13 protein-coding genes and 1 tRNA gene are annotated in these 13338 nt (G+C 60.8%); 7 read left to right on the forward strand and 7 right to left on the reverse strand.

What is annotated here, in order from left to right:
- Positions 1-109 precede the first annotated feature (109 nt).
- Together ACV7NL_RS09105 and ACV7NL_RS09110 are read right to left on the reverse strand one after the other, a co-directional pair.
- Positions 110-1417 (reverse strand): lipopolysaccharide biosynthesis protein, encoded by a 1308-nt coding sequence (locus tag ACV7NL_RS09105; RefSeq protein WP_463355466.1) that lies wholly within the window; start codon positions 1415-1417, stop codon positions 110-112.
- A 39-nt stretch (positions 1418-1456) separates the two neighbouring features.
- Positions 1457-2458 carry a lipid II:glycine glycyltransferase FemX gene (locus ACV7NL_RS09110; RefSeq protein WP_463355467.1) on the reverse strand — a complete coding sequence of 334 codons (1002 nt, stop codon included), beginning with the start codon at positions 2456-2458 and terminating at the stop codon, positions 1457-1459.
- A 197-nt stretch (positions 2459-2655) separates the two neighbouring features.
- Here ACV7NL_RS09110 and ACV7NL_RS09115 point away from each other — a divergent pair, with 197 nt between their 5' ends.
- Positions 2656-3441: a polysaccharide deacetylase family protein gene (locus tag ACV7NL_RS09115; RefSeq protein WP_463355468.1), complete on the forward strand. Its 786-nt coding sequence runs from the start codon at positions 2656-2658 to the stop codon at positions 3439-3441.
- Positions 3438-4583, forward strand: a complete 1146-nt coding sequence (locus ACV7NL_RS09120) for a glycosyltransferase family 4 protein (RefSeq protein WP_463355469.1) — start codon at positions 3438-3440, stop codon at positions 4581-4583. The genes ACV7NL_RS09115 and ACV7NL_RS09120 overlap by 4 nt, the downstream gene beginning before the upstream one ends.
- 64 nt (positions 4584-4647) lie before the next feature.
- On the opposite strand, the gene ACV7NL_RS09125 is transcribed toward ACV7NL_RS09120, so the two are convergent.
- Both ACV7NL_RS09125 and ACV7NL_RS09130 read right to left on the reverse strand, forming a co-directional pair.
- Positions 4648-5466, reverse strand: coding sequence for a WecB/TagA/CpsF family glycosyltransferase (locus ACV7NL_RS09125; RefSeq protein WP_082508117.1), 819 nt, complete (start codon positions 5464-5466; stop codon positions 4648-4650).
- Positions 5463-6728, reverse strand: coding sequence for a glycosyltransferase family 4 protein (locus ACV7NL_RS09130; RefSeq protein ID WP_463355470.1), 1266 nt, complete (start codon positions 6726-6728; stop codon positions 5463-5465). The genes ACV7NL_RS09125 and ACV7NL_RS09130 overlap by 4 nt, the downstream gene beginning before the upstream one ends.
- 562 nt (positions 6729-7290) lie before the next feature.
- Between ACV7NL_RS09130 and dps the strand changes: the two genes are divergently transcribed.
- Entirely contained in the window at positions 7291-7845 is a 555-nt protein-coding gene (dps, locus tag ACV7NL_RS09135; protein WP_463355471.1) for a DNA starvation/stationary phase protection protein Dps, read from the forward strand.
- Positions 7846-8017: 172 nt separating this feature from the next.
- Here dps and ACV7NL_RS09140 read toward each other — a convergent pair.
- Positions 8018-8093, reverse strand: a tRNA-Thr gene (locus ACV7NL_RS09140).
- Between the two features lie 222 nt (positions 8094-8315).
- Here ACV7NL_RS09140 and ACV7NL_RS09145 point away from each other — a divergent pair.
- The 3 genes from ACV7NL_RS09145 to ACV7NL_RS09155 are packed head-to-tail and all read left to right on the forward strand — an operon-like array spanning position 8316 to position 9914.
- A complete protein-coding gene (locus tag ACV7NL_RS09145; protein ID WP_463355472.1) occupies positions 8316-8789 on the forward strand; it encodes a tellurite resistance TerB family protein in 474 nt (157 codons plus the stop codon).
- 13 nt (positions 8790-8802) lie between these two features.
- Positions 8803-9201, forward strand: coding sequence for a CidA/LrgA family protein (locus ACV7NL_RS09150; protein WP_463355473.1), 399 nt, complete (start codon positions 8803-8805; stop codon positions 9199-9201).
- Positions 9198-9914, forward strand: coding sequence for an LrgB family protein (locus ACV7NL_RS09155; RefSeq protein WP_056478728.1), 717 nt, complete (start codon positions 9198-9200; stop codon positions 9912-9914). Before ACV7NL_RS09150 ends, ACV7NL_RS09155 begins: the two co-directional genes overlap by 4 nt.
- Before the next feature lie 3 nt (positions 9915-9917).
- Here ACV7NL_RS09155 and ACV7NL_RS09160 read toward each other — a convergent pair whose 3' ends face one another.
- A complete protein-coding gene (locus ACV7NL_RS09160) occupies positions 9918-12029 on the reverse strand; it encodes an ABC transporter ATP-binding protein/permease (RefSeq protein WP_463355474.1) in 2112 nt (703 codons plus the stop codon).
- A gap of 144 nt (positions 12030-12173) precedes the next feature.
- Complete coding sequence (locus ACV7NL_RS09165) at positions 12174-12473, reverse strand: hypothetical protein (RefSeq protein ID WP_463357091.1); 300 nt, start codon at positions 12471-12473, stop codon at positions 12174-12176.
- A gap of 188 nt (positions 12474-12661) precedes the next feature.
- On the opposite strand from ACV7NL_RS09165, the gene ACV7NL_RS09170 reads away from it, so the two are divergent.
- Entirely contained in the window at positions 12662-13294 is a 633-nt protein-coding gene (locus ACV7NL_RS09170; RefSeq protein WP_056494770.1) for a 2OG-Fe(II) oxygenase, read from the forward strand.
- Positions 13295-13338: the final 44 nt, after the last annotated feature.

Genomic DNA, 13338 nt, shown 5'->3' on the forward strand with positions numbered 1-13338 from the left:
CCCCGGAATCGTGTTAGGACTTCGAAATTATCGTAAAGGCCGGTAAAATGAGTCCGACGATGCCGGGTCACGCGGATTGGATGCGCCCAGCATTTTTGCCAATTGGCGATTAACCGGCGTGCATCGCTGATCGGCTGTGATTTGCCGATCGTTGTCGCATAATTAGCATGAGGTGCGCCGCCGACATTGCGTGCCCGATCGTGATGACGAACGCAGCGCCGGTGATCCCGGCATAGACAATCATCGGGTACATGATCACGAGTGAGACCATAAGGCTGATCACAAACGCCTGAAAGACCGGCCCAGTATCCTCGATCGCCCGAAAGTATTGGGTTACCATATCACGAATGAAAATGCAGGCGACTGCGACCGCCAGAACGCGGACACTGGTAGCATAGGCTGCGAAGGCTGGCCCGAAGACGAGGGTGAGCCACGTCCCGGCTGGGAGCGCGATGGTGACGAGAAGCAGGCCGACCATCGGACCGAGCTTCAACGCCATTCGCTTCAGATAGGTGCGCAGGCCTTGCTCGCCGCCAGTCTCGAACGCTCGTGCCGCTGCGGTCGGCAGGATATTCTCGGTTGCAGTCAGAAGGATGATGACGAAGCCGACGAGGTACTGCGCTGCGCGCAGACCACCAATCGCTTCGTCACCCAACACGACACCGGCGATGATCCAAGCTAGTTGTTCCTGCCCGAACGTGACGAAGACCAAAGGGAACATCCAGCGCCCGATCTCCCAATGTCGGTGAGCGACAGGCCGAAAGCGCAGGCCACGTCGAGGTGTCCGCCAGATACCGTAAGCAAGGGGAACCACAGTGATGAGGGCAGTTGCCGCCAGGAGTGCGGTGGCTGACGCCGCATCGAGGACGAGTCCGCTCCACCACACTGCCACGATCGCAAAGGAAAAAACCAAGGCTCGAACGCTATCCATCGCGAAGGCGAGGAGACCGCGTCCACGGATGAACAGGATTCTGCGTACCGTGAGTTGCAGATTCTGCGCGACTGTCAGGGCCGCGCCCGAGACGACGATGTCGAACTCGACGGGATGGTGTCGCAGGGCGAAGATGGCGACGAGCGCCAGCGCTGTCCCGGTCGCTGCAACCAGCGAGACCAGCATGGCGCTGGCTAGGACGGTGGCCTCGTATGTGGAGGCTGCCCGGCGCCCACGTGCGGCAAGCGTCATCATCGGTGCCGTCACCAGGGCGTTGTGCAGCCCCTGTGCGAAAGCCGTGATGATCAGGACCAGTACGAAGACGCCAAATTCCTCGATGCCGACGAAGCGTGCAACAGCGATACCGCTGAGGAAACCGAAGCCGCTGACGGCAGCCTGATCCAGCACGGAGGCCAGGGCTGGACGCCGGACGAAGCGTTTCATCCGAGCGACGACCAGTTCGTTATCGCGCACTGGTTCGATCACAGGGACTCGGTGGCTCATCGTATGAAGCGGAATCGCAGATCAGCGATAGGCAAGGAACGCAGCGGCAGCGTCCCGCAGCCTCGGGGTACGGCCATAGATCCAGCGCGGGCCGCTGAGGGTCACCTTTTTGGTCAATCCATGCTTAAAATCGAAAACACCTCGGTTGTCGGCCGGGTCTATCCCGCCAAAATCGAATGTTTGCCGACCTTCCGCGTGAGCTTGCTCGACGAAGCGCCACACGGCCAACGTGGGTGCCGCGCAGGCACGCGCTCGATCGTTGGAGGCGGTGTAGAAGTCCGTAAAGCGTGTGTCAGAGACATGGGCGATCCGAATCAGCACCGGCTCGCCGTTTTCTCGGACTTCAAGAATGCGGTGATGTGGATCATGCGCAATGAGATCGCGGATAGCTGGACCGTTAAGGCTGTCCCGGAACCCCTTTCTTGCCTGAAGAGCACTGTACATCGTCCAGAACGTGTCGAATGCCGCCAGGCGATCATTCGGATCGGTCAGGAAATGCGTGGTCACGTCAGGATTGCGTTGGGCCTTTTTCAAAGCCTTTCGCCAGCGCTGGTCCATTCTCTGCAAAATGATCTCGGTACCCCCTGACACATCGATTTCCAGGGTAAAATATTTAGCCGACTGGATAGGTACAAATCGGTTTTGAAGCAGGGCCACAATGACGGCGTCGCTCTGAAAGTGTTCGAAGCTGACGGCAAGCAGATCGAAGCGACTGAGTGCAAGGTGGTCCAGGAAGAGATTAATCGCTGCCTCAGCATGCTTCTCGCCCTGCTCCGTCAGGAGTGGCCCCCCCTGGACTAGGATGAAGCGGAGAAACCCACGTCGCTTCACTTGATACTGGATCAGTGCGACGGGAAGGCCCTCAGTGTTGCGCACTATGAGTCGGGTTACGGTCCAGCCGACTCGCGCCTTGTAAGCCCCCCACATCCACGACGAAAAGATGTTGCACTTGGGCAGCGACCAGAGGGTGTCGTCCCAAATTTCGGGTACCAGGCAGGCACCGATTGCTAACGTCGTACTCATCGATTTTTATGCCTTCGACCGGCCTATGAACGTAAGTTCGGAACGTCGTACGTCGAAACAATCGATATCGCCTCCCGTGTGGGAATGCATTTCCAAGAAAGACACCAGGGATCCTTAATTTAACGATATGCGCAATCCGAGTTGAGGCGATCCGGCAGTTGGCTGAAAAATTTGAACGGAGGTAGTAGGATGCCTTCATGGTGAAAGCGCTCAAAACATTCATCCGCGACACGCCGCTTCTGCGCGAGATGGCCTTGCGGGTACGTGCGCTCACTTATTCGATCGCTAACTCGTCCCCTGGCCTCTACACCCTTTGCTATCACCATGTGCTACCCGAGCAGCAGAAGTCTTTTGCTCGACAACTGGACTACCTAAGCGAACTCGGCGATTTTGTTACGGCGGATCGGGCGGCCGATCTCGTGAAGAGTGGCGCCACCCTTGATCGTCGCTACTTTCTCGTCAGTTTCGATGATGGCTATCTCGATAACCTTTCGGTAGCTCTCCCAGTCCTCAAGGCCTCTTCCACACCCGCCATCCTGTTCCTTGTCAGCGATTGGATTGATGCTCCTCCGAAGGCAAACAGGTATGGTGCGAGTTATATGGATCGTTCAGCCGTCGCTGCTTGGCAGTCCGCCGGTCTTGATGTCGGGTCACACTCTGCGACGCACAGAAATCTCCGCCACCTTAGCGAGACAGAGGTTACGGATGAACTCGGTCGATCGCGCCGGGACTTGGAGGCGATGACCGGCGTAGCCATCCGGCACTTCGCCTGCCCATGGGGGGTTGCCAACGTCGACTTCGACCCGGCGCGCGACGTTACTCTCGCACGTCGCGCGGGCTATCGGACGTTTTATACGACAAGGCGTGGTGTCGCGCTTGGGCCGGACGATCTCATGCTCATGCCACGCCACGTGTTAGAGCCGAATTGGGGACTCTATCAGGTCGACGCCCTGATGGGTGGACGGGCTCGTGACGCTCGATGAATGCCAATCAGGCCATTCGATCGCGAAACAGCGATCGCAGCCGCCCTATCGCGATCATTATCGGTGCACGCGCGCCCTACATGCATCGGCTCTACGAGCGTCTGGGCTCGGAACTGGACCGGCCGCTCCATGTTCTGGCGTGCAGTGCACGGGAGGCCGCGCGCCAGTGGGAGTTGCCCGATCCCAAAGCCTATCGCTTTGAAGTGATCCCGGGCTTACGCTGGTATCGGAGCGCGGTCAGCAACCTCTACATCAACCCGTACATCGTACCCCGCATCATCACGCTCCGCCCGAGCTTGATCGTCGTCAACGACTTCGCTCCGACCATGCTGATGGCCGCTGTGACGGCCCGCTTGCTCGCCATTCCCTATGGTCTGCGCACCGATGGCGTGCCCGATACTGATCCCGGACAACGTTCGTGGTCACATCGAACGATGCGCCGTCTGCTGGTACCGAAGGCTCGGTTCGGTCTCGGAGCGAGTGACGGAAGTTTGCGGTTGCTAGAAGGCTATAGTTTGGCTGCCGAGCGTCTCGCCCTCGCCCCACTGTTTCCCGCCTGGGAGCCAGAAGGTCTTGAGGGCGCAATGCAGTCCGACCGCGATCGACCGTATGACATCCTCTTTTGCGGGATCCTCAACGAAGAAGTAAAAGGCGCGCGCTTCTTCACGGAAGTCGTCCTTGCCTGCCACGGGCGCGGCCGGGAACTGCGGATCCGAGTCGCTGGGGACGGCCCATTGCGCGGCGAGATGCAATCACGCTTCGCAGAGGCGGGGGTGAATGCGCACTTCGACGGCTTTGTTCAGCAACAGGGCCTGAACGCGATCTATGCGTCGGCGCGGCTCTTCCTCTTCCCGAGCCGTGGTGATGTCTGGGGTATCGTCATCCAGGAGGCGCTCCAATGTGGAACGGCCGTGCTGGCCTCACCGCATTCGGGGAGCGCTCGCGAACTTCTCGACGCCTATGCCTGTGGCGTTGTCCGCCCGATGACCGTCAACGGGTGGGTTTCGGCGGCCCTAGATCTGCTTGACGATCCAGAGCGACGCACAAATCTGCGTCACCTGGCTGTGCCGGCGCTCAAGCGCTTTTCCCTCGCTGCTGCAACCGCTGCCTACCGTGAAGTACTGACCAATTCTCCAGATTGAGCGATGATTCGTGTGCTGACCAGTCACGGTCGGGGGGATCTGCTCCATTCGAGGCGAATAGACCTTAGCCGCGTCCTGCACGATTGAAGGCCACGATCGCTAGGAACCGAGGGACGACCTGCGCGTAGCGTGATCTGAGACGGCGGGGCTCACGGATCAGGCGATAGAGCCACTCCAACCCCCATCGCGTCATCATGCGAGGCGCTCGTGCGATCGCTCCGGTGTTGACGTCGAAAGCCGCCCCGACGCCCATGCCGATAACCCCCGGAAGGAAGGGGGTGTGGGTGTGGAGGAAGAGCTCCTGTTTCGGCGTGCTGAGCCCAATCCAGAGGATCTGGGTTCCGGCGCTCAACAGCCTTTGATGCAGATCCTGCGATTCCGGTTCGGTCAGCGGCCGATACGGAAGAGTTTCTGCTCCGGCTATGATTAACCCCGGTGCCCGATCGCGCATCTCCGCGGCCAAACGCTCGGCGACCCCGGGACCTCCTCCGAGGAAGAAGTGGCGCCACCCCGCTTCAACACCAGCTCGACAGACGACCTCGACAGATTCGATTCCTGGTACTTGATCGATGCCCCTGTGTCCGCGGAGCCAGCCTACCCAGGCCAGGGGGCGGCCATCCGCACAGACCAGGAGGGCAGCGTCGTGCGCCGCTTTGACGGACGGCTCGTCCTGTGCCCGGACGATCCCATGTGCATCACGAAACACCACGAAGGTTCCCGGAGCGGCCGACCTGCGGGCCAAGCGACGCCGAATGGCGGATACGAGGCCGTTCATATCCGTAATGGAGATCGGAACGCCGCCGAGGTTGAAATGAGGAACATCCGGATCATGTCCCCAAGCGTAGGAAGATGGCTGGCTGGTTCGCGCAATGGGGCCGGTCATGCTGCGTCTCGAGCGGCGGTGTCTTCGCGACTGGCGATCGCTTCGCGATAAATCAGCAGGGCACGGGCGGTGACGACGTCAGCGGTCCATTCTTGTTCGTAGACCCGACGGGCTGCGCGCCCCATGTCCCGCGTGGCAACCGGTGCGTCGGCGATTTGGTTGAGTGCGCGAGCGAGGCTCACGGGATCGCCAGGCTCGACATGCAAACCTGTTCTCCCATCGACGATCAGGTCGGCGAGCGCTCCGATCCGCGATGCGACAACGGGCGTGCCGAGGCTGAACGCCTCGGCGATCACCATCGGCATACCTTCGTACCACTGTGACGGCACCACGAGAGCTTCAGCTCGGGCCATCATGGCCTGGACGGTAGTAGGGGGCTGTGGGCCGAGAAGAGTTACTCCAGGCGTATCTCGCAGCCGGCCTTCGAGAGGCCCTTCGCCGATCAGAGTGATAGGAATTCGGCAGGCATGAGCCGCCTCTGCGAGAGTAGCGACACCCTTCTCTGGAACCAAACGTCCGACAAACAGGACGCCGTTGCGCGGAGCTTCCCTATCGAAGCCTGGGTCCGCAAGCCCGTTGGGTTTGATCCGGATTCGATGGCCCGGAAGACCGGCTGCGAGGAAGCGCGTTCGCGCAAACGGTGTGAGTGCGATGAAACGATCGACGTCGTGCGTCCACGTCCCGGAGCGTCGATGCACGTCGATCATTCGCGCTACCGCAAGCGAACCCAAACGAGACCCCCGGTAGCAAGCGTGCCTTACTGCCTGATACGGAGAGCCATCGATGCAATCTTCGCACGGGCGCCCCTCGCGCATGAGAATACCGTTCGCACAGGTCACGCGAAAATTGTGAAGCGTCTGAACTGTTGCTACGCCTTCCGCCCGTATCGCTTGGTGCACGCCAGGGGATATCTGCGGAAAAACATTATGGGCGTGTACGACATCCGGCCTGAACGCTCGGACCGCGTCGACCACCGTGGCGATCCCACGCTGGGCGTAGGGCGCCTCATAGGCGGTTCGGAGACGGTCCCACCCTGTTCGGATGCCAGCGTTGTCGAAGAACAAAGTCTCTACGCGTTGACCCGAGCGCCGGAGGCTATCGACTTCCTGCGCCACCACTGAATCTTCACCGCCGCGAACCTGATAGCGATTGTGAATCACAAGGATCCGCAACTTGGGTAATCCCGTCTTGGTGACAGGCTCGGCGATAGAATCGAAAGGTCCTTCGTCGGACTGGTCGAAATCGACTGCTGCCTTTGTCATCACAAGACGCCATGCTTCCGACGGCGGCGCTCTAGCTACCGGATCTCGAGAAGGAATGAGGGTAATTCTCTAAAGAAACGTCACTGCTTTCGGCCTTTTGACACGCAGTCGCGGTCATTTGAATTACACATGCGCAGAGCAGACGCCTAAGAGGCTCGCCCATGCTGACAAATCCCAGAGAGATTCCCAGTGTCCGCGCTGAGACTTTCAGCTTAAATTCACTTAAAATTCGATAAATCTATCGCGTATCTCGAAAGTTAGCGATTACAACTGGGCGTGAGGGCGTTTTCCAGCTGATATCTATGTCGTTGTTCGACAAGGCTCGCCGGGCGTCATCGGGCTGAACGCAAGAGACGCCGTCTTGCGGGGATGGTCCATGCGCTCTGTGCATAGTTAGGAACATGGGCGAGAGCCTGTCGTTGAATGGCAGACTGATCGAACGGGAGGCGCTGATCGCTGCCCAATCGTGATCACGTTCAGCCAAATTCGAGGCATCGTCGCATCATGCGCTCGGGATCTGAGTTTGGTCGTGTGCTCTTTACGAAACTGAAGGACCATCCGAATGGCCGATTCCAAGTCCCAAGCCGGTAATCAGCGTCTCCATGAGACCCAGAACGGTACGAAGTCCAACGCGAAGAAGGTGTCGATCGATGTGCTGAACGCCCGTCTCTCAGATGGGATCGATCTAGCCCTTGATGTCAAACAGGCTCACTGGAACCTGAAAGGACCTCAATTCATCGGCATTCACGAGATGCTCGATGGCTTCCGCACGGAACTCGATGACTACAATGACAAAGTGGCCGAGCGAATCACCCAACTCGGCGGGACGGCACGTGGCACCGCCACATCCGTGGCCTCAGGATCGCAGCTCGCGCCCTATCCCCTCGATGCCTATGCCGTCGCTGATCATCTTGCAGCGCTCATCGACCGCTATGGCGTTTATGCCAACGCAGTGCGCCAGAACATCGATGACACGGATGAGGCCGGTGATGCTGGCACGTCCGATCTCCTGACCGAAGTTTCGCGCGGGGTCGACAAGCAGCTTTGGTTCCTTGAGGCCCACGTGCAGGAACCGACTGGCATCATGCGCGACGGCGATCACGCTGGTCAGCGCTAAGGCAACGAGAGCGGCCTAGACGAAAACGGGGGAGCGCTACTTGTCGCTTCCCCTTTTCACGTCCTGCTCCCGGTCGTCTAACAGGTCAAGAATTCAGTCCGAATGTATTGCGAATGTAAGGGCAGACGCCTGATCGCGCTTTCACATACGACTTCGAAACGAATGAGGTATGTGGTGCCGCAAGAGGGATTCGAACCCCCGACCCCCTCATTACGAATGAGGTGCTCTACCAGCTGAGCTATTGCGGCTCGGTTCCGCGTCGGGCGTTGAAGCCAAGCCGAACCGTGTGGTGGAGGGTCATATCGGGCGGCGCTGCCGATGGCAAGCTTTCTGAATCCTGCTGCCAGGGTGAAAGGGCGGGAAACGATGTATCTCTGACACGGTCATAGGGCATTGTCCGATACGTCTGAGCCGATGCTTGACGGCTCATCGGCTGCCCCCAAAGGCTTCCAGCGACGCTTGAGGTTCTGATGTCCCTGATCGCCCGCCTTCGTGCCTACGCCGTCGATACACTCGGTCTCAAAGACCCTACGCACGCTGGCGGTGAGGCCGATGAGCGCCTCGCTGCGATCGCACTCCTTGTTCACGTCGCGCGCGCCGATGGCGTCCTGGCTCCGGAAGAGATGGAACGGCTTGCCCGCCTTGTCGAAGGTCGTTTCACCGAGACCCGGAGCGAAGCCGAGGCCTTGATCGCTCGTGCCGCCGATTTCGACGCTGAAACCCGGGATATGGCGCAACTGGTCGAGATGATCGGCCACGCCGTTGACAAGGAGCGGAGAGGGCGGCTGCTGGCGATGGCTTGGTCCGTTGCAGGTGCGGACGGCGTTGTTCATGAATTCGAAGAGGCGCTCGTGCACCGCCTGGGCGGTCTGCTCGGGTTCGACGAGGCTGCCATAGCCGATACGCGGCGCGCTGCCGCGGAAGGGCCACTTGCCCTGAATTGACTGGGTTGCTGCGATGATCCTCTGCCTGACCCTGATTCTTTTCGCGCAACTTTGCGGCGAGGCCCTGGCCCATGCCACGGGGTTACCGGTGCCGGGACCCCTGATCGGAATGGCGCTGCTCCTGTTGTTTTTGATCCTAAGAGATCGGGCACCACGATTGGGTCCACGCCTGTTAGCGCTCCCGCTGATCGATGGCCGCCTGGAGGGGACCGGGAAGGGGCTCCTGGCCAATCTCTCGCTGATGTTCGTGCCGGCGGGAGCCGGCATTGTCGGGCGCCTCGACGTCCTTGCCGCACAGGGCGTGGCCCTCGGTGCGATCGTACTAATCTCGACGGTGGCAACATTGGCAGCCACTGCGGTCACGTTCGTCGCTGTCTCGTACGCGTTGGAGAAACCGAAGGCGCACCCGTGACCCCGGATTTTGCTGTCTGGGTCTATCTCTCGCGTACGCCGCTGCTTTGGCTGACGGTGACGCTACTGGCCTACGTCGTGGCCGATCGGATCGCTCAGGCAACCAACCGTCATCCGTTGGCCAATCCCGTATTGATCGCCATAGCCCTCACGGCGACGGTTCTTGAGACGACAGGCACACCCTACGCCACCTATTTCGATGGCGCTCAGTTCGTGCATTTCCTGCTGGGGCCTGCGACGGTGGCCCTGGCGATTCCGCTCTATGAATATCGCGCCACCGTGCTGCGTTCGCTCGCTCCAATGGCGGCGGCCCTCATCGTCGGCTCCGTAGTCGCTCTGGGCTCGGCTCTGCTTCTTGGCCAAGCGTTCGGCATTCCTCGCGAGGTCATCATTTCGCTCGCGCCGAAGTCGGTGACCACTGGCGTGGCCATGGGGATCGCCCAGACTTTGGGGGGCGACCCGACCTTAGCGGCCGTGATCGTCATGCTGACCGGAATGACGGGCGGTATCCTGGTCACGCCGCTGATGAACGTTCTGCGCATTCGGGACATGCGCGCTCGCGGCTTCGCGGCGGGCCTTGCTGCGCATGGGGTTGGAACGGCACGTGCTTTTCAGGTCAATGAGGTTGCCGGCGCCTTCGCGGGTATCGCCCTTGGCTTGAATGCCTTCCTCACTGCGATCCTGGCACCGATTGCACTGACCTTTCTGCGCTGACCTCTACTGAGCGGCGACAGTTGAGGAAACCTCCCGAGGAGTGAATCGGCCGTCGTCGACCGGCTGCATGTCGATGCGCCGGTCGTGGAGAGCATGAAGGGTCGAGCGATGCCCGATGGACACGATTGTCGTGCCAGGAAGACGCTCCCGCAGCATGCGATAGATCGCAGCTTCATTCGGCTCATCAAGAGCGGCTGTGGCTTCATCGAGGAACAGCCAATCCGGTTTGGTCAGGACAGCCCGGGCGATGGCGAGGCGCTGCTGCTCACCACCGGACAGGCGCCGGTCCCAGCTATCCACTTCGTCGAGCCGGTCGGCGAATTGCGGAAGTTGTGCCGCGATCAGGGCGTCTCGGATTGCCGCATCCGTGAATTGATCCGTTGTGTTCGGGTAGACCACCGCTCCACGTAACGTACCGAGCGGGAGGTAGGGCCGCTGTGGCAGGACGAGGGCTGATTGGCCAGCCGGGACGTCGACCCGACCTCGACCGAAGGGCCAAACCCCAGCGATCGCGCGGAACAGCGTCGATTTGCCGGAGCCGGATGGGCCGGTGACCAGCGTCGCTTTCCCCCGTTGGAGCGTCAGCCGTTCCGCCGTAACGATCTCGCGGTTGTCCGGAAGGGCGAGCGTGAGGTTCCGGGCGACCACCTCACCGGTGGTTTCGTTGCCTTGCACGAGGCCATAGCCCGCCGCTGAGAGGGCCTCCGCTTTCGTCATCGCCCGTTTGAACGAGCCAAGACGGATCGTATTCGCCCTGTAGGAGGCCAGCGTCAGATAGGAGGTGATGAAGAAGTTCAGCGATTCCTGCACGCTTCCAAAAGCGCTGGATGTCTGCTGCAAAGCGCCGAGGGTGATCTTCTTGGCGAAGAACGACGGCGCGGCGATGACCAGCGGGAAGATCGAGCTGGCCTGCCGATAGCTGAAGGTGAAGGCGATCAGCTTGATGCGTCGGAAGATGATGCCGACGTAGTTGTCGATGATTGCATGAAACAGGGTGGCGAGCCGCGTGCTCTCAGCGCGCTCGCCGCGCAGTAGCGCGATCTGCTCGGAGTAGATGCGGTTTCGGGCAAGCGAGAAGCGGAAATCCGCCTCGACCTGCTCCTGGCGGAAGTTAAGCCCGATGAGGGGACGCCCAATCAGATGGGTGAGCCATGTTCCGACCAGCGCATAAGCAATTACCAGCCAGACCAGGAAGCCCGGGATCACCATGTCGGTGAAGGGCAGGACGAAATCGCGGCTCAGGGTCCAGAGCACGACGATAAATGAGACGAGCTGAGCCGCCTGGGACAACAGGCGAATTGATACGCCAGCTGTCTGCTGGATAAAGGCGTTCACGTCGGATTGGATACGCTGATCCGGATTGTCGGCATCTTCGTCGGTGAAGGGAATACGGTAGTGCGTACCGGCGCCGAGCCAGCGCTCGTAGAGGCTGTGGGTCAGCCAGGTGCGCCAGCGGATGTGCAGCGAGGAATCGACGAACAGGTCGAACATGCCGATGGCGATGTTCAGGAGGGCCAGCGGGACGAAGATCCAGGCCAGCTGATACCAGAAAGCCTGCTGGTCGTATTCCTGGATGGAGTTGTAGAGGTCACGATAAAAAAAGTTGAACCGCAGCGTCAGAGCGACGTCCGCAAAATTCACGAAGATCGACAGCGCGACGAGCCGCTGGCCGATTTGACCCTCCGTGCGCCCGAACCAGCGGAACAGGCCGATCTCCTTGGTCGGCTTGTCTCGGTTTGCAAAATACGGGTCGGCGATCAGGGTGATGTCGCGGACTGGTTTCCAATGTGAGATGGCGAGGACCACGCCGGCGAAGACCACGGCGCCCGTGGCAGCGAAGGCTGGGGGCAGCAGTGCCGCCACGACGGCGGGCAGGATGCCCATGGCGGCCAGCGTTTTCGAACCCGCGAGCAGCACGTAGCCGATCCCGTAGACCGACACGAAAACCTTCAGGTAGTCGGAGAGTTTGCCGGACGCGATGAGGATCGCCGCCATGGCGAAGCCGCTGAGGCTGACATACAGCGGCGTGGACACGCCCGGCAGGATCAGAAGAGCGAGAGCGAAGAGCGCCGTGATCCCGGCTTGCAGGCCGAGGCCTGTCCTCAATGCGGGCACGTGCGCCTCCCCTTGTCATTGTTCTTATGGCTGGATGCCGAGACGGCACGGATTGCCGGTGGCATTGCCGTCCGGTCGTGGCGAGATCGTGGCGCTGCCCTGCGACCTCCGGCAGCTCGGCTTCCGCCCGCGTCGACGGAACCGCTACCAGTCCCAGTCACCGAAGTCGGGCTCGCGGCAACGATAGCCGATGGGACATTCCGGGTTATCGCGTGTCGGAACGAAGCGCAGTTCTGCAATCTCCGTCAGATTGCACTGACTGCGGTCCCGCACGAAGCGCTCGGCGGCTGCGTTGCCGGGGTTGATCCAAAGCGATCTTCTGTCCTTCACCAAGGCCATGGCATCGGCGCAGGTCAAGCGCTGGGTCGAGGGGAGGGGATTCTGAGCACTGGCCGGCGTCACCAGGATGGCGCAGAGGGCGAGTGCGAGGCATCTCGTCACGATACGCGGCGCCGTTCCTCTGTTTCGATGCGGCCAAGCATGGCAGTTTCCGTGTGACGCGGAAAGGGGTTGCCGTCCGCTTGCCGCAATCGCGCGCTCTATCCACCGAGATTGCGCCCCGCGGGCGCTCAACCCAGCGCGCGACCACCGGCTGACGGTTCGGTCCGCCGGAATGGACGAACGTCTGAGCCATGACGGGACTGTCGATCCTCAATCTCGATGCCGTGCGTGCCGCTCCCGTATCGCGGGAGCCCTACAGCTTCTTTCTCGGAAACGACGTTCTGAAGCCGGAAGCCGTCGATGAGATCCGCCAGGATTTTCCGGCGATCGCCAAGCCCGGCTATCTCACCGTCGACGAGGTCGCCTTGAAGGGCCGCTTCAAAGCGCTGATCGAAGAACTGGAAAGCGACGCCTTCTCGCGGATCATGGGTGAGAAGTTCGGCATCGATCTCGTCTCATGTCCGCGCCTCACCACCATCATGAAGCGCAGTCAGCTGAAATACGGCTCGATCCACACCGATGGCCCGTCCAAGGTGATGACGATGCTGATCTACATGAACGACGCCTGGGACGCTCCGGCGGCCGGGCGCCTGCGGGTACTTTATGACGGCAAGAACTATGAACCCTTCGCGGTCGAGGTCCCTCCCACCATGGGCACGATGTTCGCGTTCCTTCGCGCTGACAATTCCTGGCACGGCCACGAGCCTTTCGAGGGCGAGCGTCGCGTTGTGCAGGTGGCCTGGGTCAAGGATGCGAACGAACTCGAGCGCAAGAAAAAGCGTAATCGTACCGCCCAGTTCCTGAAGGGCATCTTCGGCCGGTAAGGGCACCGTCCCGAAGGGGCGGGTCCAAGTTCGAAGGGGGGGCG

This window comes from Methylobacterium sp. Ger2507 (assembly GCF_055231875.1).